Raw genomic sequence first — 23,721 nt, 5'->3', positions numbered from 1 at the left:
GACGATGAGGATGGCCGGCGAAGAGCAGGTTGCAGAGGCGGGAGTCCATCATTTCAGCAAGGAAGAGGAGTGGGTGAAGCCGGAAGACCCGCTGCTGCTCGAGAGGCTGGAATGGTTCAAGGATCAGAAGCTCGGCTTGATGATGCATTGGGGACCTTATTCGCAGCTCGGCATTGTCGAATCTTGGGCGCTCAGCGACGAAGACGCCGACTGGTCGAGGGAAAGGATCGATTGGGTGACGGACGGGGAGCAGTTCAAGCGCGAATATTTCGGGCTGAACCGGACGTTTAATCCGATTCGGCTTCAGCCCCGGGCTTGGGCGAAGCTGGCGGCGGATTCGGGCTTTAAGTATTTGCTGTTCACGACGAAGCATCACGACGGGTTCTGCATGTGGGATACGCATACGACCGACTACCGCGTCACGGGGCCGGACTGCCCGTTCCATACGCACAAGCATGCCGACATTTGCCGGGAGCTGTTCGACGCCTTCCGCGACGAGGGGCTGGCCATTGCCGCCTACTTCTCGAAGGCGGACTGGCACACGCCGTATTATTGGACTCCGGACCATGCCCGCGGGCGGACGATGTGGCGCGGACCGTCGTACGATCCGGCCGAATATCCGTGGCTGTGGGAGCGGTTCGTGAAGTTTACCCACGATCAATTGGAAGAACTGCTCACCCGCTACGGCCGCATCGACGTGCTGTGGCTGGACGCCGGATGGGTTCGCTCCGGCGGGCGAGTGAATCAAGACATTCGCCTGGGCGAACTCGTGGACCGCGCTCGGCGGGCGCAGCCTTGGCTGCTGGCCGCCGACCGCACGGTGGGCGGGCCTTACGAGAACATCGTCACGCCGGAGCAGTCGATTCCGGATTGTCCGATGAACATTCCGTGGGAGAGCTGCATCACGATGGGCACGTCGTTCTCCTTCCGCTACGAGGACGAATACAAATCGACCCGGCGGCTGGTCCATATGCTGCTGGAGATCGTCGCCAAGGGCGGCAATCTTGCCCTTAACGTCGGCCCGCAGCCGGACGGACGGCTCCCGGAAGGGGCGATCCGGCGGATGAGGGAGCTGGGCGCATGGCTGGAGAAGTACGGCGAAGGCATATACGGCACGCGGATGTGCGAGCCTTATTTCACAGGGGAGTGGGCGTTTACGAGCAAGGGCGACAACGTCTATGCCTACAGGCTTTACCGGGATGAAAAGGAGCCGGCTGCGGCCGAGTTGGTCATACCGTATGCGCGGGAAGCGGTCGGCGCGGAGGAGCTCGGCACGAATCGCGGATTGGCGTTGGAGCGCTGCGGCGAGGGGATCAAGGTTCGTCTGCCCGACGGATTCGACTCGGGGGAGACGCCGATCGTCCATGCGATTCGAATACGGACTCGGTAGGGTGTGCCAGAAATAAATGCTGAGTTAAGGCAGGGGGATGTACCTTCCGGAGAGCGAATCGGAAGAAGATACATCCCCTTGTACTTGTAAAGCGATGATTGGATTTGCTGCTCGCCAGGCTCTACGGGAAAGTCTCTGCCGTCAAGTCGCCTGGCCGACGTCTTCGACTTTGGCCGCGGCGCCTCTGGCATTCCACGTGCGCTTCCAGGAGCCTTGCGCGACGAGCAGCAAGGCGACGCAAGCGAGCGCGACGCCCCCGATGCCGAGAAAGCCGGGAGTGTAGGAGCCCGAAGATTGGTACAGGCCGCCGAGCAGAAGCGGGAGCGCGTAGCCGCCGAGTCCTCCGGCCGCTCCGACGATGCCGGTGACGAGGCCGATCTCGCCTCCGAAGCGCTGGGGGACGAGCTGGAACACCGAGCCGTTGCCTGCGCCAAGACACATCATGCCGGCGAACAAGAAGACGATCACCAGAGTGAGAGAAGGAAGCGTGGAGACGAAGGCGAACATGGCGAACGCTCCGGCATACAGGATGGAAAGCATGCGCACCCCGCCGAGCCGGTCGGAGAGATAGCCGCCGATCGGCCGGAAGAAGCTTCCCGCGATGACGCAGATCGTCGTGAAGTCCGCGGCCCGGACGGCAGACAGGCCGTATTGGGTGTTGAAGAAGATGGTTAAATAATTGGACATGCCGACGAAGCCGCCGAAGGTTACGCCGTACAGGACGCAGAACAGCCAGGTGTCGCGCTGCTTCAGGATGCCCGCATATTGCGACAGCTTCTTGGGCGCGGGCCGATCCGGGCTGTCCTTGGCGAAGATCGTGAACCCGACCAGGACGGCGACGATCGGGATGAGGGCGAGTCCGAACACGACCTCCCAGCTGCCGTAATGCTCGGCGAGGCGGTTGGCGAACAGCGTGGAGAACACCGTTCCGCTGTTGCCGGCTCCCGCTATGCCCATGGCGAGTCCCTGGTGCTGCTTCGGATACCACTGGCTGGCCAGCGGCAGGGCGGCGGCGAAAGACGCCCCGGCGACGCCGAGCAGCAGGGCGACGATGTACAGATCGTCGAGGGAGCGGACGAACTGCCAGCCCCAGACGAGCGGAACCGTGGTCAGAAGCAGGCCGAGCTGGCCGGTTCTCTTCGGTCCGATATAATCGGTGAGGAAGCCGAAGACGAGCCGAAGAATCGAGCCTCCCAGAACGGGGAGCGCGACGAGATTTGCCTTCTGGACCGGATCCATCGGATAATCCTGCATGATGATGACGCTGAGCGGTCCGATCAGCACCCAGACCATGAAGCTCATGTCGAAGTACATAAACGCGCTGAATAAAGAAGGTTTATGACCGCTTTGCCAGAAACTTTTGTTTTCCATCGATATCACCGCTCCTTAGGTTTGCCAATGGGCGCTTTGCATGCGACTGCGCGAAAAAGGCCGCAACCTTCCCCGAAGGGAATCGCTGCGGCCTCGTTGCCGTAAGGCGCCACCTCTTTGTGCACGCCGGAAAGTCTTTCGGTCACGACATTGTGAACCCGATTCAAATTATAGAAAAACGGAAGGTTAGTGTCAATAAACATAACATAATTTTTCGTGTTAGCGTAATTTGAAACGGATAGAGGTGATATGCGTAATGATACTTGACATAAAGTGCGGATCTCATTAAGCTGATAGTATGGATTGAGCAATCCGGCACAACGGCGTGCCGAAACCGGCGACGATGCCCGCTCCCTTCAGCAGGGGGATGGGCTTTTTGCGTTTTTTGCCAAGGAAGGAGTTGGCGTGCCCCGTGAGCAGACCGAAGCTCGTGATGGTCGGAAACGGCATGGCTGGCGTCAGGTGCGTGGAAGAAATATGCGCGCTGGAGCGGGATTTGTATGAGATAACGATATTCGGAAGCGAGCCCCGCCCGAATTACAATCGCATTATGTTATCCCAAGTGCTGCAAGGAGACGCCTCCTTGCAAGATATCGTGACGCATGATTGGGACTGGTATGCGGAGCGAGGAATCCGCCTATACGCAGGCCATCCCGTTATTCGGATCGATACGGAGGCCCGCCGGGTGACGACGGCCGAGGGAAGAGTCGCGGAGTACGATCGGCTGATTCTGGCCACGGGCTCCTCCGCCTTCATCCCGCCTCTTCCCGGCGTCGGGAAACCGGGGGTCATCGGCTTTCGCAGCGTGGACGATTGCCGGCGGATGATGGAGGCCGCCGCATCCTACCGCAAAGCGGCCGTCATCGGAGGGGGCTTGCTCGGGCTGGAGGCGGCGCGCGGGCTGCTTAACCTCGGAATGGACGTGACCGTCGTCCACAACGCGGCTTATCTCATGAATCGGCAGCTGGACGCGATGTCGTCGGAGCTGCTTCGTTCGGAGCTGGAGGAGCAGGGGATGCGGTTTCTCTTCGGGAAAGCGGCGGAGAAAATCCTCGGGCGAAAGCGGGCGGAGGGAATCGGCTTCTCCGACGGCGCCAGGCTGCAGGCGGATCTGATCGTCATGGCCGTCGGCATCCGTCCGAACGTGGAGTTGGCGAAGTCCGGAGGCCTGTGGACGAACCGGGCGTTCGTCGTCGACGATTATATGGAGACGAACGTTCCGGGCGTCTATGCGGTCGGAGAGTGCGCCGAACACGAAGGCACGGTGTACGGACTCGTCGCCCCGCTCTACGAACAGGGCAAGGTGCTGGCGAAGGTGCTGTGCGGACGCGAGACGGAGCCCTATCGCGGCTCCGTGCCTTACGCTCAGCTGAAGGTGTCGGGCGTCGACGTGTTCTCGGCGGGCCATGTGAACGAAGCGGAGGAGGTCACCGTTCTACAGCTGTACGACGGGATCGGAAGGACGTACAAGAAGGTGACGGCGAGGAATGGCAAAGTGTCCGGCGCGATTCTGTTCGGCGATGTGAACGAGAGCGGCTCGCTGCTGAGCTTGCTGCGGCGCGGAGCAGAAGTGTCCGCTTTGGAGCGTTCCGGAGCCCGGTCGGCGGAAGGCGGTCCGTCGGAAGCCGCATCGGCGATGTCGGAGCAGGAGACGGTCTGCCAATGCAACGGAGTCAGCAAGGGGACTCTGGTGACGGCAGTCCGGGAAGGCGGTCTGCGGACGGTCGAACAGCTCAGGGACCGGACGAAGGCGGCCGGCTCCTGCGGAGGCTGCAAGCCGATGGTGGCGGCGATTCTGCAGCTTGCGCTCGGCGGAGCGGACAGCGAGCCGGAGCGAGAGCCGGCGATCTGCGGCTGTACGGAGCTGGGACACGAAGCGGTAAAGACAGCGATCGCGGAAGGAGGGTTCGCTTCGATCGGCCAGGCGATGACGAAGCTGGGCTGGAAGCCGTCCGAGGGCTGCGCGCTGTGCCGAGGGGCGATCGGGTATTACATGGGCCAGATCGAAGAAGGGAACGGCCATTCGGCCAGGCTGCACGTCGAGGCCGGCGGAGCGGACGCTGTCGCCCGCATCGGCGCCGAGCTGGAGCGAAGGCTGCAGGCGCTGCTCATGCCTAGCGCCGTCCATGTCGCCGTCGTCTCCGGAGCCGAAGGCACCGGTCTTCTCGTGCGGGATTTCGGCGTGGCGCCGGCGCCGGCAGGCTGGGAAATCTATGCGGGAGGCTGCGCCGGTCGACCGGTGAAGCAAGCGCAGCTGATCGCCGTCGCGTCGACGGAGGACGAAGCGCTGGAGATGGTCGCCGCCTGCCTTCACGGCTACAGGGCTAACGCGTTCTACGGTGAGCCGGTATGGCGGTGGCTGCAGCGGTATGGACTGACGGCGATTCGGGAGACGGCACTCGATCCGGACGGTCGGGAATATTGGCTGAACGGACGACTGCCGCAGCGCGGCGCGGCGGAAATCGCCTAGCCGGCAGCGAGGGAGGAGGAGCGAAAATGGAAACCGGAACGGAGCGGAAAGAGCGGATGCCGGCTGCGGGGATCGGGAACATGCTGACGCAATGCCCTTACTGCAGCGTGCAGTGCAAGATGACGGTCGAAGAGGTCGCGAGCCTTTACGGAAGCCGGAAGGTTTATCGGGCAGAAGGAGCGCCTAACGCCGCATCCGAGGGCCGGCTGTGCGTGAAGGGCAAGAACGCTCACCAGCACGCGGTAAGCCGGGAGCGGCTGCGCGAACCGCTCTTGAAATCGGACGGGGAGTTCGTCCGCATTACTTGGGAGGAGGCGTACCGGGTTTTGAAGGAACGACTGTCTGCCGTTCGCCGGACGTACGGCAACGACGCCGTCGGCGTCTACGGCGGCGGGTCGCTGACGAACGAGTCTGCCTATCTGCTCGGAAAGTTCGCCAGGGTGGCCCTGCGGACCCGTTATATCGACTACAACGGGCGCTTCTGCATGTCCGCCGCCGCTTCGGCCGGCGTGAAGACGTTCGGCATCGACCGGGGCCTGACGAATCGCCTGTCGGAGATCCCGCAAGCCGAATGCCTTATTCTCGCCGGAACGAACATCGCGGAATGTCAACCGACGCTAATGCCGTACTTCACGAAGGCCAAGGAGAATGGCGCGTACATCGTGGTCGTCGACCCGCGCGCGACGGGTACGTCCGCGCTGGCGGATCTGCATCTGCAGGTTAGACCGGGAACCGACGCGGCGCTGGCCAACGGCTTGCTGAAAGTTATCCTGGCCGAAGGCTTGGCGGACGAGGCGTTCATCCGAGAACGAACGACGGGCTTCCAGGAGCTGCGGGAGCATGCCGAGAAGCTCGATCTGGAGCAGATCGCCGCGTTGACGGGCGTCGCTGTTGCGGACATTCGGCGGGCGGCAGTCGCCTACGGCCGGGCGAGGACGGGCATGATCTTCACGGCGCGAGGGGTCGAGCAGCACAGCGACGGCCATATGGCGGTGCGCAATTTTCTCAACCTGATATTGGCGACGGGGAAGATCGGGCGGGAAGGCTGCGGTTACGGCGCCGTTACCGGACAGGGCAACGGACAGGGCGGACGGGAGCACGGTCAGAAGGCCGATCAGCTTCCGGGCTATCGGCTCATCGAGAATCCGCGAGACCGCGAGTACGTCGCCGGGGTGTGGGGGATCGACCCGGCGGATTTGCCGGGTAAGGGCGTATCGGCGTACGAGATGATGGAGCTTGTTCGCGACAAGCAGATTCGCGCGCTGCTGATTATGGGCTCCAACCCGATCGTGTCCAATCCGAACGCGGACATGGTCGAGGAAGGGCTGGCCGGTCTGGATTTCCTGGCGGTGGCGGACATGTTCCTGTCGGAGACCGCCAAGCTGGCCGATCTCGTGCTCCCGGTGACGTCTTATATGGAGAACGCCGGGACGATGACCAATCTGGAAGGCCGGGTGCTGCTGAGAGAGGCCGTTCGCCCCGCGCCGGGCGAAGCCCGGCACGATTGGCGGATTCTGTGCGAGCTGGCCGACGCTCTGGGGTGCGGAGACAAGTTCACGTTCCACGGGCCGGAGCAGATCTTCGACGAGCTTCGGGAGGCGAGCCGGGGCGGCGCGGCCGACTACTACGGCATCACCTACGAGCGGCTGAGACGAGAGGAGGGCGTCTACTGGCCCTGCCCGTCGCCGGACCACCCGGGGACGAAGCGGCTGTTCGAGCAGAGCTTCGCGCACGAGGACGGACGGGCCGCGTTCGCCGTCGTGAACCACCGTCCTCCGGAGGAGGAAGCGGATCGCGAGTACCCTCTGCTGATGACGAACGGCCGGCTGCTGGCCCACTACCTGACCGGAGTTCAGACGCGCAGAAGTCCCGCCTTGACGGCCCGGGAGATCGAGAACGTGATGGAGATCCATCCCCGCACGGCGCGGAAGCACCGAATTGCCGACGGGATGCTCGTGCAGGTCACCTCCCGCAGAGGAGCCGTAATCGTGCGCAGCCGGGTGACCGGAGACGTGCGCGAGGATACGGTGTTCATCCCGATGCACTGGGGCGGCGTGCAGAATGTCAATCGCTTGACGAACCCGGCGCTCGACCCGATCTGCCGCATGCCGGACTTCAAGGTGAGCGCCGTCCGCGTCGAGCCTTACGGCCCGGCCCTTCGTTGAACCGCCGCGCCGGGAAGCAATGAAGGCTCCGACCCGGCACGAGCACATTCCTGCCGCTGTCCAATCTCCGGTTGAATGTCTCTCATACGCTATAGAGGAGTGTGAGGACTATTCAACTAGGAGGCGTAAGGCATGGAGGAAATGTATCATGTCTGCAGGAGCTATATGAACCGCAGGGTTAGGGTGCAGACGAATTGCGGGGCGTGCTACGAGGGCGTGATCGTGGACGTGGACCGGGAAAATGTTTATCTCAGAACTTCGGGCGGCGTGCGGATCTCGGGATGGTTCGGCCCCGGCTTCGGTCCAGGCTACGGCGCCGGCATATTGGCCTTATCGCTGTTTACGCTGCTGGCCATTTTCCTGATCTGAAGACGTCGTTCGGCCCTTCGAAAACCTCGCATTCCCAGGTGCGGGGTTTTTGGCATGAGCACGCGTATCTTTTTTTCTTATTGACAATGAGAATCATTATCAATTAATATGATAACGGGTAACCCGCAATGAACGGTTCTCCGATGCGCTTGCGCTCGGCAGCGATAAGAGAGGAGGCGGCGGATTTGGCGGACATCGTTCTGATCTATGCGAGCTTGACGGGCAATACGGAGGAGATGGCCGACGCGATCGCTTCGGGCATCCGATCGGAAGGCGCCAGCGTAGCGGTCAAATCGGTTCTGGACGCGAGCGCCTCGGAGCTGGAACGATACGACGGCGTGCTGCTCGGAGCTTATACGTGGGGAGACGGAGAACTGCCCGACGAGTTCCTCGATTTCTGCGATGAGATGGCCGACCTCAAGCTGACCGGCCGCAAAGCGGCGGTGTTCGGCTCGGGCGATTCAAGCTATCCGGCGTACGGAGCGGCGGTCGACCTGTTGGCCGACAGGCTGAAGATGTCCGGGGCGGACATCGTTCTGCCGGGCCTGAAGATCGAACTGTCCCCGTCCGCAGCCGACGCGGAAGCCTGCAGGAGGTTCGGGAGCGCGTTCGTCCGGCTCGTCGGGAACGGAGCGGCCCCATTCTAGCAGCGATTCAAAGACAGGGAGGACCGATTCATGGGACTATTGTATCGAATATATCAATCCGTGCAAGAAGGACAAGAACGGGAAGGCGCAGAGGCGGACGACGTCGGCGGGCAGGAGAGCGGACCTGCGGCGGTCGACGTCCCCGTCTCGCTGCTGCAGCTGCTGTCCCGCCCGATCGGCGGAGCGGGAGACCAGGACGAGTAAACGAGCTTCATGAATCGGAGCATCCCGGCGGATGGCTCCGTTTTTTTCTGTACGAAATCGAAAGTCTCGCTGCCGGTAGGACGGCTGGCCCGCAGCTTGCGCGGCGGCCGGCCGGAGGGGCTGGAGTTCGCCCCTGCTTCTGACTGCGATCGCCGGCAGCGGTTCCTCAAAAATTTAGGGTTGCTTTCCTTCCCGCCTAGCCTTATAACTAAATTAGAATGATTATCATTTGAAATTCATTATATTTTAGGGGTGACGGGAATGGATACGGTGAGTGCGGGAGCCGGCAAGTGTCCGGTGCATCATGGAAGCGCAGCAAGCTACAGATCCGGCGGAACGACCAACAGGAATTGGTGGCCGAATCAGTTGAACTTGAACATTCTTCACCAGCATGACCGCAAGTCGAACCCTATGGACGAACAGTTTAATTACGCGGAAGAGTTCGGTAAATTGGACTACCATGCGCTCAAGCAGGATCTTCGCAATCTGATGACCGACAGTCAGGATTGGTGGCCGGCCGACTACGGACATTACGGACCGCTCTTTATACGCATGGCCTGGCACTCTGCGGGAACCTACCGCACGGGAGACGGCCGCGGCGGGGCCGGGACCGGCACGCAGCGATTTGCTCCTCTGAACAGCTGGCCGGACAACGGCAATCTGGATAAAGCCCGCCGTCTGCTGTGGCCGATCAAGCAGAAGTACGGCAATAAGATCTCCTGGGCCGACTTGTTAATACTTGCGGGCAACGTCGCGATCGAATCGATGGGCGGCAAAACGTTCGGCTTCGGCGGCGGACGCGAGGACGTATGGCATCCGGAAGAAGACATCTACTGGGGCGCCGAGACGGAATGGCTGGGGGATCAACGCTACACCGGCGATCGCCAGCTCGAGAATCCGCTTGCCGCCGTTCAGATGGGCCTGATCTACGTGAATCCGGAAGGCCCGAACGGAACCCCGGATCCGCTCGCGAGCGCCCGCGACATCCGCGAAACGTTCAAGCGGATGGGAATGAACGACGAAGAAACGGTGGCGCTCGTAGCCGGCGGGCATACGTTCGGCAAAGCTCACGGCGCGGGAGACGCCGCTCACGTCGGGGCGGAGCCGGAGGCGGCGGCCGTAGAAGCGCAAGGCTTAGGATGGCTGAGCACGCACGGCTCGGGCAAAGGCCGCGACACGATCACCAGCGGGATCGAAGGAGCTTGGACCGCGAACCCGACGAAGTGGGACAACGGATACTTCGAGCTGTTGTTCGGTTACGAGTGGAAGCTGACGAAGAGCCCGGCAGGGGCGCATCAGTGGGCGCCTGTCAATCCGGCCGTGGAGCATCTTGCGCCGGATGCGGAGGATCCGTCCATACGCGTTCCGACGATCATGACCACCGCGGACATGGCCTTACGCGTCGATCCGGTCTATGAGAAGATTTCCCGCCGCTTCTACGAGAACCCGGACGAGTTTGCGGACGCGTTCGCCCGCGCCTGGTTCAAGCTTACGCATCGCGACATGGGCCCCCGCGCAAGGTATCTGGGTCCTGAGGTTCCGGACGAGGTGCTGATCTGGCAGGATCCGGTTCCTGCCGCAGATTATGAATTAACGGACGCGGAAGCCGAGGATTTGAAAACGAAGATTCTGGATTCCGGACTGACGATCGGCGAGCTGGTCTCGACCGCCTGGGCTTCGGCCAGCACTTTCCGCGGCTCCGATATGCGGGGCGGCGCGAACGGCGCCCGCATCCGTATGGCTCCGCAGAAGGATTGGGAGGTCAATCAGCCGAAACGGCTTGCGAAGGTTCTGGCGATCTTGGAAGCCATTCGAGACGATCTGGACAAAAAAGTCAGCCTGGCCGATTTGATCGTCCTCGGCGGCAGCGCCGCCGTTGAAAAAGCGGCGAGAGACGCGGGCTTCGACGTGACCGTCCCCTTTGCGGCCGGACGCGGCGACGCGTCCCAAGAGCAGACCGACGTCGAGAGCTTTGCGGTGCTGGAGCCGGTCGCGGACGGTTTCCGCAACTACCAGAAGAAGACATTCAGCGTAAGCCCGGCGGAGCTGCTGGTGGACAAGGCGCAGCTGCTTAACCTGACCGCGCCGGAAATGACCGTGCTTGTCGGCGGAATGCGCGTTCTGGGCACCAACTTCGGCGACACCAAGCATGGGGTGTTCACGGATCGCGTAGGCGTACTCACGAACGACTTTTTCGTTAACCTGCTCGACATGGGCGTGCAGTGGAAGCCGGCGGACGAAGGCGTATACGAAGGACGAGACCGCAGGACGGGCGAGGTCGTGCGTACGGCGACGATCGTGGATCTCGTGTTCGGCTCGAACTCCGTTCTGCGCGCTATCGCGGAGGTCTACGCCCAAGAAGACAACCAAGAGAAGTTCGTGCGCGACTTCATCGCCGCTTGGGTGAAGATCATGAACGCGGATCGTTTCGACTTGAAATAAAGCCGCCGGAGGAGGGAGCTTCGAACCCGGGAGGCGCAATCCGATCATAGAAAGCAAAGAGCGGTATTTGTTGTCGAATACTGCTCTTTGCTTTCCTGTTATAAGGTTCGAAAAAAAGGAGGACGGAAGATGACGGTCGGACTGAGCAAGGAGTCGATATTAGCGAAAATGAAAAGGGAAGGACTGCAAGATTTATGGTAGGATAAGGGAGTGAGATTACCATTCCTATTTATGGAGGCGCTTGCATATGAGCCATCAGCTGCAGCAGGAGGGATACTTCGGGGAGTTCGGAGGAAGCTTCGTCCCGCCGGAATTGCAGGAAGTGTTGAACTACTTGAGCGAACAGTTTTACAGGTTTAGAGACGATCCGGAGTTCAAGGAGGAGCTTCGCTACTATCTTCGCGAGTACGTTGGCCGAGAGAGTCCGCTCACGTATGCCGAGCGGTTGTCCGAAGCCTGGGGCGGCGCGAAGATCTATCTCAAGCGCGAGGATCTGAACCATACCGGGGCGCACAAAATCAATAACGCGATCGGCCAGATTCTGCTCGCCAAGAGAATGGGAGCCAAGCGGATCATCGCCGAGACCGGAGCCGGTCAGCATGGAGTCGCTACGGCGACGGCCTGCGCGATGTTTGATATGGAATGCGTCATCTACATGGGGGCGGAGGATACGCGCCGTCAGGCGCTGAACGTGTTCCGGATGGAGCTGCTCGGCGCGACCGTCGTTCCGGTTCACAAGGGGCAGGGGCGCTTGAAGGACGCAGTGGACGAAGCGCTGGGCGACCTGGTTCGCAACTACCGAAACACGTTCTATCTGCTCGGATCCGCGGTCGGACCGCATCCGTTCCCGACGATGGTCAAGCATTTCCAGGCGATCATCAGCGAAGAGTCGAAGCGGCAGATTCTCGAGAAGGAAGGCCGTCTCCCGGACGCGGTCATCGCCTGCGCGGGCGGAGGCAGCAACGCGATCGGAGCGTTCGCCCACTACATCGACGAGCCGGACGTTCGCCTTATCGGCGTAGAGCCCGATCAAGCGCCGACGTTGACGCAGGGCGTCCCCAGCATCATTCACGGCTTCAAGTGCCTGGTGCTGTTGGACGAGGAGGGCGAGCCCAAGAAAACCTATTCGATCGCGGCGGGGCTCGACTACCCGGGCATCGGACCGGAGCACAGCCATCTCAAAGTGTCGGGGCGGGCGGAATATGCGACGGTCTCGAACGAGGAGGTGCTGGAAGCGTTCCGGGAGCTGTCCCGCGTGGAGGGGATCATCCCGGCGCTGGAGAGCGCGCATGCGCTGGCCCATGCCAAGAAGCTGGCTCCGGCGATGGGCCGTGACCGGATCCTTATCGTCAATCTGTCGGGCCGGGGCGACAAGGATGTCGAGCAGGTGTACGGCATGCTGAAGTCAACCTGAAACCGGGCGATCGCGCAGAGCGGACGCACGAGTATGCCTCCTATACCATGGAAGCGACGGAGACGAGCGCGCCGTTCTCGATGGCGGGCAACGCGCTCCACACGGGGGCCTGGTGTCCAACTTGCCGGAGGAGGCATGCGTGGAGGTGCCCGGTGTAGAGCCCGTTTTATTTTGAAAGGAGCAGCCGTTTATGAAAAGGAGGACGATTTTTCGCACCGATCTCGCCGCCTCCGTCATCAGTCTGGGAACCGCCGATCTCGGAGGCTCCGTTCCGGCCAAGGAGTCGGAGGAGCTGCTGAACCTTTATACGGATCGAGGCGGGAATTTCCTGGACACGGCGGAGGTATACGCCAATTGGCTGCCGATCGAGCCGAGCAGCAGCGAGCGGTTTCTCGGACAGTGGATGAAATCGCGGGGCAACCGGAACGAGCTTATTCTTGCGACCAAAGGCGGACATCCCCGTCTCGACGCCATGACGATCTCGCGAATCGATCCGGCGAGCCTTACCGCCGATCTGGAAGGCAGCTTGCGCAGACTGGGCGCCGACCACATCGACCTGTATTACTTGCACCGGGACGATCCGAGCGTTCCGGTCGAGACGGTCGTGGAGACGCTGGAGCGGTTCGTCCGAGAGGGCAAGATCCGGTACTACGGCTGTTCGAACTGGACGATTCCGCGTATCGAGCAGGCGAACGAATACGCCCGCAGCCATGGGTATGCCGGCTTCGTCGCCGTGCAGAATCTGTGGAATCTGGCGGAGGTCAATCCGGGCTCGATTGCGGATCCGACGCAGGTTGTCTCGGACCGGGAATTCGTCGAATGGCATCGCCGCACCGGAATCTCTGCCGTTCCGTACAGCTCGCAGGCGAACGGATTTTTCAGCGGGCGCTACAGGAGGGATACGGCGGCGGATTTCCCCGGCAGCGGAGTCGTTCGCACCTATTGCAGCGAGACGAACTTCGCCCGTCTGGAACGGGCCGAGCGGCTGGCTCGCGAGCTGGGCGTCACCGCGACGCAGATCGCCCTGGCCTACTTGCTGTCGCACCCGTTCCCGGTATTCCCGATCGTCGGAAGCAAGAAGAAGGAGCATCTTCTGGACAGCTTGTCCGCTGCAGACGTCCCGCTCGACGACGAAGCGGCTCTCTCGCTGATTGAGTAGTCGATAACCGGCGGAGAGACGGCGCCTTCCCGCATCGGCCTCTCGTTCGGCCGGCCGCTACGGGTCTTGACTCAAGCCGAACCGAATCACGCGGCTGATCGCCGCCGGAAGCACGCTGACATGCCCCTCCTCGGGGAATTTGGCGAACGAGGTGCGGAAGCCTCCGCTTTCGCCGGCGAACGGCTGCAGTCTGGCGAAGAGCGCCTCCGCGTCCCCGACCATGTCCGGCAGCTCGTTCGCGCCGATCGTGAACAGCAGCCGAACGGGCGGAAGCCGGCCGCCGAAGCTTCGGATGAAAGCCTCCGACTCCGTCACAATCGCGCGGGCCCCCCACCAGATCGAAGGGCTGCCTGCCGCGTAACGGGAAAACAGCTCCGGCCGCGAGAACAGGGCGTGAAGGACGAGCAGACCGCCGAGCGAATGGCCGAAGATCGTTTGTCTGAGCGGATCGACGGCGAACCGTTCTCCGACGAAAGGCTGCAGATCGCATTCGAGGAAGTCCAGGAACGAATCGGCTCCGCCATGCTCCGGCCACGGGCTTCCGTCCGGTCTGGCCGGCAGGGTTCCATCCCCGGCGGGCATCGTGAAGTCGTAGCAGCGCCGATTCATGTCGAAGGGCTCGTCCGACGGGTAACCGATGCCGACGATGACGGCGGGATCGAAGCCGTGCGGCTTGCGCGTCTGCAGCCGGGCCGCTTCCGCCATCGTGAGGAAGGTGGCGTTGCCGTCCAGCGTGTAGAGGACCGGATAGCCGCCGGGCGGAGCCGCCTCCGCCGGCCTGGCGATGAGGATCCGATATTCCCGGCCGTTGGTCCGCGATAAGAGCCGATGCTCTTCGCATCCGCCGACGCGCATCATCAGGCGCTCCGTTCCGTTCATGGCGCGAGCAGCCTCACGACCTCGTCGACGACGTTGCCGCTCGCCAACAGTCCGCCGTTCAGCCACGAATCGTCCTCGACCTGGAACACCCGGTCTTGTTGGACTGCCGGAACTTTCTGCCACAACGGGCTGCCGGTCAATTCCTTATAATAAGCGTCCCCCGTGTTGGCATGGTTGGCGATGAAGATGTAATCCGCATCCAGCTCGGGCAGCAGCTCCAGCGACAGCGGAGCGCTGCTCGCCTGCTCGACAAGCTTGCTCTTGCCGAATCCCAGATCCTCCGCGAGAACGAATCCCCCGAAGTAATCCCCGCCCATTAGAAACATTCCTTTCGCATTCATGCGAATGATTACCGCTTTCTTTCCTTCGGAGACCGGGGCGAGCTTGGCGCGGGCCGTCTCGACCTTCTGCCGATAATCCGCTAGCGCCTGCTCCGCCTCGGGCGCCTTGCCGAGCAGTTCGCCGAGCTTGCGCAGGGTGGAGTCGAGATCGCTCGCCGCCTGACGGAACACGTAGGTCGGAGCGATCTTCGCATATTGCTCGTATACGCCGTTCTCCGCATAATGCGAATTGTTCAGCACAATCAGATCCGGCTGGTACGAGGCGACCGTCTCGGGAGCCGGCAATCCGGCGGCGAAGTCGGCCTTGGGGACGTCGCCGAGCTTCGACTGCAGATAGGAGGGGACGACATTCCCGTTGGCCCACTGCGCCGCCGGCGTGAAGCCGAGAACGACGAGCGAATCCTCCATTCCCGGCGCGAATACCGTTTCGGGAGGCGCCTCAAGCGTCACCTCATGCCCCATCTCGTCCTGGAAGCTTTGCGGGTAAGCGGACGCGGCCGACTGAGCCGACGAATCGGGCGTCTCGGACGAGGCCGGAGAGGCCGTCGTCCCGGCCGCCGAAGATACGGCAGCCGCGGAGGGCGAGCCGGATTCTTCGCCGCTGCCGGCGCTGCAGGAGGTTAACAAGCCGGCGGCAACGATGGCGCCGAGCACGGAAAGGAGGCCGAATCTCCTGGAACGGACAATCGGCTTTTGAAATCGGAACAGCATGGAAATCCCCCTCTTGATGATAATGATTCTCACTGAAAAATTATAAAGCAGAGGGACTTCCGTCGCCATGGACGAATGCCGGATCGTCGTTTGGACATTTTCCGGTAAGCATCGCCACCATTTCGTTTAAGATGCGATGGATCGAGTAGGCCGAATATTCGAACCACGGGTCCGACGGGATCGGATAGACCCGCCCGCTGTCCACCGCTGTTAACCCTCGCCATTCCGCGGAATGCTGCAGCATCAGCCAGGCGGACCGCGTTTCGGCGTCCGGGCAGACGAGCAGCAGGATGCGGTCGGGGTTAAGCCGGCGAAGCTGCTGAAGACTCATCTTGTCGTTGTAGACGTCCGCTTTCAGACAGGCGGACCGCAGCTGCAGATCGTGGTAGACGACATCGCGAATTCCCCGATTGCAGTAAAGATAGAATTCGCCGCCGCACAGCCGCAGCACGGCGAACGAATCGCGTCCGACCGCTTGTCCGACGAGCTGCCGGGCCGACTCGGCCTTGCTCCGATACGCTGAGATCCAGGCGTCGCAGCGTTCCCGGACGCCGAGGAAGTCGGCGATCTGGCGAAGCTGGCCCTGCCAGCCGAACTGCCGGTCCGGCACGAACAGAGGAAGCGAACGGCGCTCCAGGGCTGCGAGCAGACGCGGGCTCCGAGGCGGCTCGCGTCCGATTGCGGCGTCGGGCCGGCTCTTCAGAAGGTCGCTGCCGTCTCCCGCCATATCGGCTTCCCCGGGCTGAAGACGAAGATGAACCGGAATTCGGGAGAAGTAATGGTGGTAATAATAGGCCGTCCATTTGGCGTCGAGCGGGGCGGCGACGGGAACGATGCCGAGCGCGAGCAAATATCCGATGGATGAGGGGGAGAGAGCGGCGATTCGCTGCTTCCCGCGGCGCGGATAAGCGGAAGGCGGAACGCCCACTTCCTTCTTGAACTTGCGGCTGAAATAAAATTCGTCGCTATAGCCGACCTTGCGTGCGATGTCTCGCAGCAGCTCGTCCGTGTCGCGCAAATATCGCTTGGCCTGCTGGATGCGAACCTCCGTCAGATAATCCGTCACGCTCTGTCCGTAGCGTTTCTTGAACAGCTCTCCGAAATATTTGGGACTCAGCCCCGTCATCCCCGCCAGCTGGTCCAGCGTCAGCGGCTCGTCGTAATGCTCGGCGATAAATTCGCGAATAGGCTCAAGAGAATGCGGCGCCGAATCGGCAGCCGTTGCGGTTTCTGCGCGTTCCAAAACGGTGTGCCTCCTCCGTTTTACAGATGACAATGAGAATGATTATCATTTATAACGAATTATAGACGATCCATGCGGCGATTGCAAAGGGAGGAGGACGAGTGCGGATACGGCAGGATACGGAAAGTCGACTGAAAATTTCATAAAAAACGTCTTGCCTTTCCCGACCGCCCGAGGTAAAATCTAACATCAAACGGAAGGGTTTCTAGGGAGCCGGGAGCGACGGAGGGCATGACGCCGCGCTCGCCGAACCGAGCGAAACCGCCGCGGCGTCGGCCGCGTTACACCGGGAGGGATAAAAGACCTTCGGCAAGTTCCGCTAGGCGTGGCGGGGCGGGCTGGAGGTCTTTTTTGCTTTACCATGGCAGAGAGACGAGGGGAGAATCGATATGCTGGCTTTGCGGACGAGGGGATTGGGCAAGACGTTTCGCGTGAAAAGAAAGGAGGCCGGGCTTTCCGGCAGCTTCCGCTCGCTGTGGAAACCGAACTGGGAGACGAAGGAAGCGGTGCGCGGCATCGATCTGACCGTGCGGGAAGGGGAGACGGTCGCCTTCCTCGGTCCGAACGGGGCGGGCAAGTCGACGACGATCAAGATGCTGACCGGCATTCTGCATCCCTCCTTCGGAGAAGCGGAGGTGCTCGGATTAACGCCGTGGAAGGAACGGGAGCGGCTCGCTTACCGAATCGGCGCCGTCTTCGGGCAGAAATCTCAGCTGTGGTACCACCTGCCGCCGATCGACACGTTCGAGCTGGTCAGCCGGATCTACGAGCTGAAGCGGGACGAATACGCGCGGCGCAGGGACGAATTGATCGAGCGCTTCGAGCTGGGCCCCTATTTGCATACGCCGGTGCGCAAGCTGTCGCTCGGGGAGCGGATGCGCTGCGAGATCGCCGCCTCGTTCCTGCACGGACCCCGGCTGCTGTTCATGGACGAGCCGACGATCGGTCTGGACGCCGTCGTCAAGCAGCGCATCCGCGAGCTGATTCGCGAGCGGAACCGGGAGGAAGGCACGACCGTGTTTCTGACCTCGCACGATGCGGGCGACGTGGAGACGCTCTGCTCCCGGGCCGTCGTCATCCATCACGGAGGCGTGCTCGTCGACGAGCCGGTCGAGCGGATGAAGCGGGAGGTGCTCAGCCGCAAGGTCGTGACGCTTAAGCTGGCCGGAGACGGACGCGGGGCCGTGCTGCCGGACATTGCCGGAGCGCGATGGGAGACGGAGGAGGGCGGCTGCCGATTGGCGGTCGATCTGAAGCGAACGACGATCGAACGCGTGCTCGGAGAGCTGATCGGCCGGGTTGGCTTCACCGACGTCAATGTCGAGGACCCTCCTTTGGAGGAGATTATCAAGCATATCTACGGGATGAAAAAGGAGGCGGACTAGATGATCGGCGAGAGCGGCAGATGGACGGCGTCGGGGCGCAAGGCGGCCGCGGTCGGCAAAATCGCGTTCCGTCATCAGCTGGCGTATAAGACGGATTTCGCGTTGCGCGGCTTTTTCCTGCTGTTCATTCTGTTCGTCTTCATCCAGCTATGGTCGGCCGCCTATGAAGGGGATTTCTCGAAGTCGATCTCCGGCTTTACGCTGAAGCAGATCGTCTGGTATCTCGTTTTCACCGAGGCTTTGACGTTGGCGGCTCCGCCGCTGTGCTCCCGAATCGAGGAGGAGGTGAAGAACGGCGACGTCGCGATCCGGCTCATCCGGCCGCAGTCTTACACGGGCTATCACTTCTCCGTCTTCGCCTGCGAGGCGCTGACTCGTTTCGCCGTCCATCTGGCGATCGGAAGCGCCATCGCCTGGCCGTTCGTCGGACCTCCGGCGTTCGGCTATGGCTGGCTCGGATTGCTGGCGCTGAGCGCGGGAGCGCTGACGGTAACCTTCCTGCTGCTGATGCTGGTCGGATTGTGCGCTTTCTGGGTCGAGGAGACGAGCGGACTGTATTTCGTCCTGCAGAAGCTGCAGTTCACGATCGGAGGCATGCTGCTGCCGATCGACCTGATGCCGGAATGGCTGCAGCGCGTTTGCGCCTGGCTGCCGTTTCAGGCGGCGCTTTATTTTCCGGCAAGAATGGCCGTGCATTTCGATTCGGCGCTGCTGGTCAAGCAGCTTGCGATCCAGCTCGGCTGGGTCGTCCTGCTCGCGCTGGCCGTAAGCCGAATGTATCGGAGAGGGGGGGAGAAGCTTCATGTCAACGGCGGATAAACTCAAGGCGAACGCCCGATACGTCTGGACGTGCTGGAAGGTCAATCTGGCTGCCGCGATGGAATACCGGCTCAGCTTCCTGCTGCTGGCCGGGATGATGTTCGTGAACAATGCGATCTGGCTGTTTTTCTGGGGGCTGTTTTTCGGTCGGTTTCCGGTCGTGCAGGGGTGGGAGCTTCACGACGTGATGCTGCTGTGGGCAGTCAGCACGGGAGGCTTCGGCTGGGCGGCGATGCTGTTCGGCAACTTCCCGCGAATCGCGGGCATCGTGGCGACGGGACATCTGGACGTCTATTTGTCGCAGCCGAGGCCGGTGCTGCTGAGCGTGCTCGTCAGCCGCTGCTCGGTAACGGCGGCGGGAGATTTCCTGTTCGGAATCGCCGTTTACCTGATGGTCGGGGATACGTCGCCGCGCGGCATGCTGCTGTTCTCGCTTGGACTGCTGATTAGCGGCATGCTGTTTATCGCGGTAATGGTCATCGCGGGGTGCTCCGCCTTCTGGATCGGCAACGCGGAGGGAATGACGCAGCAGTTGTTCAACAGCTTTATCGCCTTGACGACGTACCCGTCCGACATTTTCCGTGGCTTCGTGAAGCTGGCGCTGTTTTCTCTCGTCCCGGCCGGTTTTATCAGCTACATGCCGATCGGTCTGCTGCGGGACTTCGACCCGCTTTTCGCGGCGGGCGCGGCGGCCGCCGCTTGCGGATTAACGCTCGCGGGGGCGCTGCTCTTCCGCAAGGGGCTGCGAAGATACGCTTCGGGGAACACGATCGCGATGAGAAGCTGACCGCCCCCCAATGATGTCAGGTTAAGCAAACGGTCAACAAGCGGCCTTGCAGGAATCGTCCCAGTTGTCGGCGGAGCCCCGACGGTCATCGCGAACAAGGCCAACTCGTGCCAATCCACGCCAACCTATGCCAGCTCGCGCCAACCACCACGTCAACCCACGCCAGTCCGGACCAACCTACGCACTCCGCGAACCCCCGCCAGTCCAGGCCAACACACGCCAACCCCGCGAACCCCCGCCAGTCCAGACCAACACACGCCAACCCCGCCAGCCTAGGCCAACACACGCCAACACACGCGAGCCCCCGCCAGCCCACTAACGTAACGGTTGCCAGCGCCGCTAATTGTGCCCTTTTCGCAGTACGGAGTTTGTAACGGTTGCGGAAGCGGCTATTTCCGCCGAAACCGCGCCGTTTCGCTCGATAACCCCAAAATAAGCGCGGTGGCAACCGTTAGCTTTTCCTTTTTCGGGAAAACGATCGATTAAGCGCCACTGCAACCGTTAGACGTTGCCGGCAGGTTGCGCGCCTTCGATCGCATACGTAACGGCTTAACCTGACAACATTGACCGCCCCCCGCCAGGAGGCAGGCGATGCATCGGGTACGCGCTTTAATACTGTATTCTCCGGGCGTGCGTGTAGACGTTCATCGAATCGGAACGGATAAAGCCGACGCACGTGAGACCGAGATCTTCGGCAAGACGAAGCGCCAGATCCGTCGGCGCGGATTTGGAGAGCACGATCGGGCAGCCGATTTTGGCCGCTTTCAGCACGACCTCGGAGGAGAGCCGGCCGCTGAAGGCGAGGACGCGGTCGTGGGCTGTCAACCGGTTGCGAAGGCAGTGGCCGAACAGCTTGTCGAGCGCGTTGTGGCGGCCGATGTCCGCGCGGACGATCATGCTGCCGGCGCCGTCGAACAGCGCAGCGTTGTGGACGCCGCCCGTCAGGCGGAAGCTGTCGGAGTTTGACTGCAGCCGGCTCATCAGCTCGAAGCACCGCTCGGACGGAATCGCGGCTCCTCCGGAGATCGTTCTGGCCGTGCGCGCGTCGTTCTGAAAATAAAACTGGCGGCTTTTTCCGCAGCAGGAGCCGATGATCCGCTTGGAATGAAGCTCCTTCGCGGTCGATTGCGGCCGCGTCAGCTCGACGTAGGCGAAGCCGCGCTCCTCGTCCAGCGACCAGCTTCGAATGTCGGCCATCGTGCGTACGACGCCTTCCGAAGCGAGGAAGCCGACGATGAGGTCGTCGAGATCGTCCGGCGAGCAGACGAGCGTCGCGAATTCCTCGCCGTCCAGGCGGATCGTCAGCGGGAACTCCGTCGCAACCGTGTCCTCCGTCTCGTCCGCCATGCCGCCGCTTAGCTTGATCGTTCGCCAGGCGACAGTCGGCCCGGCTGGGCCCGGCATTCTCGTCTCCTCCGTCATCCCGGCACCTCCAGCTCCAATTCCTCGATTCGCCGCTCGACGAAGCGCGTATCCTTGAGCGCGTGATACGTTTCCGCCTTCTCGAGCACGACCGAGGCGTTATATTCCGGAATGCCGGCGTGCGGCTCGTAGACGCCCTTGGGCATGAGCACGTTGCCCTCCGGCCAATACAGCTCGACGTTGCCCGGCGCGATATCGGCGAATCTCGCTCGACCGTGAAACGTGCCCCAGCGGTTGTAGGCCACGACGGCGTCGCCCTCCTTCAGATCCAGAGCGGAGGCGTCCCGGCGGTTCATCAGCACGTCGTATCGGTCCGCTCCATTGAACGGGTCGGTCTCTCCGTACACCATCGAATTGAACTGCTTGCCTCGTCTCGTCGTGGCGTAGAACCGGCCCTCGGGCTTGCGGAGCTCCGGCAGCTCGATCGGCAGCAGACGGCCCTTGCCGTCCTCCGTCGGACAGACGCCGCCCTCGCACAGCCATGCGCCGCCCCATTGAAAGACGTCGCCCTGCTTCTCCAGCCGTTCGATGCCCGCATAATTCGGGGCTGCCTGCGCGATTTCCGCGCGGATGTCCGCCGCGCTCCGGAACGCCGCCTTCTCCCGGCCCTCCGGCTTGACCCGGGCGGCCAGCTCGCCGTAGATGGCCCACTCCGGCCGCGCTTCCGGCATGCGGGGGCCGCGGATCTCCGGCGAGAAGTACACCATTCGCTCCGTCGAAGTGGACGTGCCGCCGCCCGGCTGCTCGTAGCGCGTCATCGCCGGGAGCACCCACACTTCCTCCCGGGCGTCGGCGAGCGTCGACGTATTGAGCACGATGTCCTGATGGACGCGCAAGTCGACGTTCTCCAGGCAGCGCCTGACGAAGTCGGGATCCGGCATCGTCTCCAGGAAATTGCCGCCCGACGTGTAGAACACCTTCAGCCTGCGCTCGTGGTCGTCCGGCAGCAGCGCGTTCTCCAGCGATACGCCGACGATATCGCCCTGCCATTTCGGCAGCTCGAAGCCCCACAGCCGCTCGATCCGTTCGATATCCCTGCCGGAAAACTCTCCGCCGGGCAGACTGAACGGGTCTGCGCCCATCTCGCCTGACCCCTGCACGCCGCTATGTCCGCGGATCGGCATGACGCCGCAATGCTCGCGGCCGAGGAAGCCGCGCAGCAGCGCCAGATTGGCGATCTGCGAAATATTATCGGTTCCGAAGCGATGCTGCGTCAGCCCCATGCTCCAGACGAACACCGCGGAGCGGGAGGCTGCCAGCAGCCGGGCGAATTCGCCGATTCGTCCGCGCGTCAGGCCGGAGGAGCGCTCGAGCGCCTCCCAGTCCTGCCGTTCGATGTGCGCCTTCAGCTCCTCGTAGCCGGCAGCGTGCTCGCGCACGAACGAATGGTCGACGGCCGATCCGGGAAGCGCCGCCTCCATCTCGAACCACGTCTTCATGATCCCGTTCATGAAGGCGATGTCGCCGCCGATGTTCACCTGGTAGAAGTCGTCGGCCAGCTTGGTCCCGAACAGCGCCGATTCCGGAATCGAAGGAATCCAATAGCCCTCCATCGCCGGCTCGCGGTACGGGTTGATCACGACGATCTTCGTGCCCGCGCGTTTGGCCGCGTACATATACTTCGTCGACACCGGCTGGTTGTTCGCCGCGACGCTGCCCCAGAAGACGAGGACGTCGGCGCCGATCCAGTCCTTGTAGTTGCAGCTTGACGCGCCGATGCCTAGCGAGCGCTTGAGCGCCGTCTTGGACGGAGAATGGCAAATTCGCGAAGCGTTGTCGATGTTGTTCGTGCCGATATAGCGGGCCGCCTTCGCGGCAGCGTAGTAGGATTCGTTCGTAATGCCCCGGGCAGTCAAGTAGAAGGCGAGCTGCTTCGGATCGATGCCGCGGATTTTGCCCGCGATCCGGTCCAGCGCCTCGTCCCACGAGGCGCGGCGGAAGGCGCGCTCGCCGCGCCGCCGGACGAGCGGGTACGGAATGCGTCCGAGCTTGCGAAGCTGCGCGCTGTCCATTGTTCGCAGCTCGTCGATATCGGCATGAAGCGTCTCCGGCCTGATCGCCGGCATCGTGTTCAGGCGCAGCACGTTCAGCCGCGTCGTGCACAGATGCGGGCCGGTCAGCGTCTGATCGTACAGGCCGGCCACGCCCAGCGCGCATCCGTCGCACACGCCCTGAGTCAAAATCCGGTAGGCGTAGGGGAGGTTGTCGCGATTGTCCCATACGACCTTCATCGTATCGCGAATATGCTTAGGCTTTATTTTTCCGAGTCCGAACGGCACCTTGCTGACCCACAGTCCGGGAGCGGGCCTTCCCGGCAGCTTGATTCTGCCCGTATGCTTGGTGTTTCCCATCGTGATCCCTCGCTTGTCTTCGTTCATAAAACGCGATTCCGCGTCTAGAGGATGCCGAAGGAGTTTTTGCATGCAAAATCAAAAAACCGCCAAGTCTATGCCGTCTTCTGCCAGAAGAGTGCAAGTCGGGCGGTTAGTCCCTGAGCGATGAT

At 62.2% G+C, this 23,721-nt stretch carries 18 protein-coding genes and 1 pseudogene; 13 read left to right on the top strand and 6 right to left on the bottom strand.

All coding sequences use genetic code 11. The features are described from left to right. Positions 1 to 10: 10 nt before the first annotated feature. Entirely contained in the window at positions 11 to 1,390 is a 1,380-nt protein-coding gene (locus tag ACFO3S_RS03625) for an alpha-L-fucosidase (RefSeq protein WP_378092354.1), read from the top strand. A 141-nt stretch (positions 1,391 to 1,531) separates the two neighbouring features. Here the strand turns inward: ACFO3S_RS03625 and ACFO3S_RS03620 are convergent, their stop codons facing one another. Beyond that, on the bottom strand, positions 1,532 to 2,761 hold the full coding sequence (locus ACFO3S_RS03620; protein ID WP_378092351.1) for a nitrate/nitrite transporter: 1,230 nt from the start codon (positions 2,759 to 2,761) through the stop codon (positions 1,532 to 1,534). Between the two features lie 412 nt (positions 2,762 to 3,173). On the opposite strand from ACFO3S_RS03620, the gene nirB reads away from it, so the two are divergent. The 9 genes and pseudogenes from nirB (at position 3,174) to ACFO3S_RS03575 (ending at position 13,631) form a co-directional block, all read left to right on the top strand. Continuing rightward, complete coding sequence (gene nirB, locus ACFO3S_RS03615) at positions 3,174 to 5,231, top strand: nitrite reductase large subunit NirB (RefSeq protein WP_378092349.1); 2,058 nt, start codon at positions 3,174 to 3,176, stop codon at positions 5,229 to 5,231. 26 nt (positions 5,232 to 5,257) lie between these two features. Further along, complete coding sequence (nasC, locus tag ACFO3S_RS03610; protein WP_378092346.1) at positions 5,258 to 7,396, top strand: assimilatory nitrate reductase catalytic subunit NasC; 2,139 nt, start codon at positions 5,258 to 5,260, stop codon at positions 7,394 to 7,396. A 132-nt stretch (positions 7,397 to 7,528) separates the two neighbouring features. Next, positions 7,529 to 7,765: a hypothetical protein gene (locus tag ACFO3S_RS03605; protein ID WP_378092344.1), complete on the top strand. Its 237-nt coding sequence runs from the start codon at positions 7,529 to 7,531 to the stop codon at positions 7,763 to 7,765. A 185-nt stretch (positions 7,766 to 7,950) separates the two neighbouring features. Next, positions 7,951 to 8,412, top strand: coding sequence for a flavodoxin (locus ACFO3S_RS03600; RefSeq protein ID WP_378092342.1), 462 nt, complete (start codon positions 7,951 to 7,953; stop codon positions 8,410 to 8,412). A gap of 30 nt (positions 8,413 to 8,442) precedes the next feature. Then, on the top strand, positions 8,443 to 8,616 hold the full coding sequence (locus ACFO3S_RS03595; RefSeq protein ID WP_378092340.1) for a hypothetical protein: 174 nt from the start codon (positions 8,443 to 8,445) through the stop codon (positions 8,614 to 8,616). 261 nt (positions 8,617 to 8,877) lie between these two features. Next, the gene (gene katG, locus ACFO3S_RS03590; RefSeq protein ID WP_378092338.1) at positions 8,878 to 11,058 is read left to right on the top strand and encodes a catalase/peroxidase HPI; all 2,181 of its coding nucleotides are present in this window, start codon (positions 8,878 to 8,880) and stop codon (positions 11,056 to 11,058) included. Positions 11,059 to 11,305: 247 nt separating this feature from the next. Next, the gene (trpB, locus tag ACFO3S_RS03585) at positions 11,306 to 12,472 is read left to right on the top strand and encodes a tryptophan synthase subunit beta (RefSeq protein ID WP_378092335.1); all 1,167 of its coding nucleotides are present in this window, start codon (positions 11,306 to 11,308) and stop codon (positions 12,470 to 12,472) included. 17 nt (positions 12,473 to 12,489) lie between these two features. Beyond that, a pseudogene (locus ACFO3S_RS03580) lies at positions 12,490 to 12,623 on the top strand (family 4 glycosyl hydrolase); the annotation flags it as partial. Positions 12,624 to 12,662: 39 nt separating this feature from the next. Continuing rightward, entirely contained in the window at positions 12,663 to 13,631 is a 969-nt protein-coding gene (locus tag ACFO3S_RS03575) for an aldo/keto reductase (RefSeq protein ID WP_378092332.1), read from the top strand. A gap of 57 nt (positions 13,632 to 13,688) precedes the next feature. On the opposite strand, the gene ACFO3S_RS03570 is transcribed toward ACFO3S_RS03575, so the two are convergent. The 3 genes from ACFO3S_RS03570 to ACFO3S_RS03560 are packed head-to-tail and all read right to left on the bottom strand — an operon-like array spanning position 13,689 to position 16,805. Continuing rightward, positions 13,689 to 14,510, bottom strand: a complete 822-nt coding sequence (locus ACFO3S_RS03570; RefSeq protein WP_378092330.1) for an alpha/beta hydrolase — start codon at positions 14,508 to 14,510, stop codon at positions 13,689 to 13,691. Continuing rightward, positions 14,507 to 15,562 (bottom strand): ABC transporter substrate-binding protein, encoded by a 1,056-nt coding sequence (locus ACFO3S_RS03565; RefSeq protein WP_378092328.1) that lies wholly within the window; start codon positions 15,560 to 15,562, stop codon positions 14,507 to 14,509. The genes ACFO3S_RS03570 and ACFO3S_RS03565 overlap by 4 nt, the downstream gene beginning before the upstream one ends. A 40-nt stretch (positions 15,563 to 15,602) precedes the next feature. Then, positions 15,603 to 16,805 carry a helix-turn-helix domain-containing protein gene (locus ACFO3S_RS03560; protein WP_378092326.1) on the bottom strand — a complete coding sequence of 401 codons (1,203 nt, stop codon included), beginning with the start codon at positions 16,803 to 16,805 and terminating at the stop codon, positions 15,603 to 15,605. Between the two features lie 389 nt (positions 16,806 to 17,194). On the opposite strand from ACFO3S_RS03560, the gene ACFO3S_RS03555 reads away from it, so the two are divergent. From ACFO3S_RS03555 to ACFO3S_RS03545, 3 genes are read left to right on the top strand one after another with little or no spacing between them, the layout of a single operon-like run. Then, on the top strand, positions 17,195 to 18,190 hold the full coding sequence (locus ACFO3S_RS03555; RefSeq protein ID WP_378092324.1) for an ABC transporter ATP-binding protein: 996 nt from the start codon (positions 17,195 to 17,197) through the stop codon (positions 18,188 to 18,190). Continuing rightward, complete coding sequence (locus ACFO3S_RS03550) at positions 18,191 to 19,009, top strand: ABC transporter permease (protein ID WP_378092322.1); 819 nt, start codon at positions 18,191 to 18,193, stop codon at positions 19,007 to 19,009. Next, positions 18,993 to 19,796: an ABC transporter permease gene (locus ACFO3S_RS03545; protein ID WP_378092320.1), complete on the top strand. Its 804-nt coding sequence runs from the start codon at positions 18,993 to 18,995 to the stop codon at positions 19,794 to 19,796. The genes ACFO3S_RS03550 and ACFO3S_RS03545 overlap by 17 nt, the downstream gene beginning before the upstream one ends. 609 nt (positions 19,797 to 20,405) lie before the next feature. Here the strand turns inward: ACFO3S_RS03545 and fdhD are convergent. Then, the gene (gene fdhD, locus ACFO3S_RS03540) at positions 20,406 to 21,218 is read right to left on the bottom strand and encodes a formate dehydrogenase accessory sulfurtransferase FdhD (protein WP_378092318.1); all 813 of its coding nucleotides are present in this window, start codon (positions 21,216 to 21,218) and stop codon (positions 20,406 to 20,408) included. Next, positions 21,215 to 23,569: an FdhF/YdeP family oxidoreductase gene (locus ACFO3S_RS03535; protein ID WP_378092316.1), complete on the bottom strand. Its 2,355-nt coding sequence runs from the start codon at positions 23,567 to 23,569 to the stop codon at positions 21,215 to 21,217. The genes fdhD and ACFO3S_RS03535 overlap by 4 nt, the downstream gene beginning before the upstream one ends. Between the last annotated feature and the right edge of the window lie 152 nt (positions 23,570 to 23,721).

It is taken from the genome of Cohnella hongkongensis, assembly GCF_042654645.1.
Taxonomy (GTDB): domain Bacteria; phylum Bacillota; class Bacilli; order Paenibacillales; family Paenibacillaceae; genus Cohnella; species Cohnella hongkongensis.
Note: the sequence above shows the minus strand (reverse complement) of the source record. Positions and strands in the feature narration are given on the sequence as shown.

Coding starts and splice junctions, on each gene's coding strand:
- ACFO3S_RS03625 (WP_378092354.1), top strand. CDS start 11: ATGGCCGGCGAAGAGCAGGTTGCAGAGGCGGGAGTCCATCATTTCAGC.
- nasC (WP_378092346.1), top strand. CDS start 5,258: ATGGAAACCGGAACGGAGCGGAAAGAGCGGATGCCGGCTGCGGGGATC.
- ACFO3S_RS03605 (WP_378092344.1), top strand. CDS start 7,529: ATGGAGGAAATGTATCATGTCTGCAGGAGCTATATGAACCGCAGGGTT.
- ACFO3S_RS03575 (WP_378092332.1), top strand. CDS start 12,663: ATGAAAAGGAGGACGATTTTTCGCACCGATCTCGCCGCCTCCGTCATC.
- ACFO3S_RS03620 (WP_378092351.1), bottom strand. CDS start 2,761: ATGGAAAACAAAAGTTTCTGGCAAAGCGGTCATAAACCTTCTTTATTC.
- ACFO3S_RS03595 (WP_378092340.1), top strand. CDS start 8,443: ATGGGACTATTGTATCGAATATATCAATCCGTGCAAGAAGGACAAGAA.
- katG (WP_378092338.1), top strand. CDS start 8,878: ATGGATACGGTGAGTGCGGGAGCCGGCAAGTGTCCGGTGCATCATGGA.
- ACFO3S_RS03545 (WP_378092320.1), top strand. CDS start 18,993: ATGTCAACGGCGGATAAACTCAAGGCGAACGCCCGATACGTCTGGACG.
- ACFO3S_RS03535 (WP_378092316.1), bottom strand. CDS start 23,569: ATGGGAAACACCAAGCATACGGGCAGAATCAAGCTGCCGGGAAGGCCC.
- ACFO3S_RS03555 (WP_378092324.1), top strand. CDS start 17,195: ATGCTGGCTTTGCGGACGAGGGGATTGGGCAAGACGTTTCGCGTGAAA.
- trpB (WP_378092335.1), top strand. CDS start 11,306: ATGAGCCATCAGCTGCAGCAGGAGGGATACTTCGGGGAGTTCGGAGGA.
- ACFO3S_RS03565 (WP_378092328.1), bottom strand. CDS start 15,562: ATGCTGTTCCGATTTCAAAAGCCGATTGTCCGTTCCAGGAGATTCGGC.
- ACFO3S_RS03550 (WP_378092322.1), top strand. CDS start 18,191: ATGATCGGCGAGAGCGGCAGATGGACGGCGTCGGGGCGCAAGGCGGCC.
- fdhD (WP_378092318.1), bottom strand. CDS start 21,218: ATGACGGAGGAGACGAGAATGCCGGGCCCAGCCGGGCCGACTGTCGCC.
- ACFO3S_RS03570 (WP_378092330.1), bottom strand. CDS start 14,510: ATGAACGGAACGGAGCGCCTGATGATGCGCGTCGGCGGATGCGAAGAG.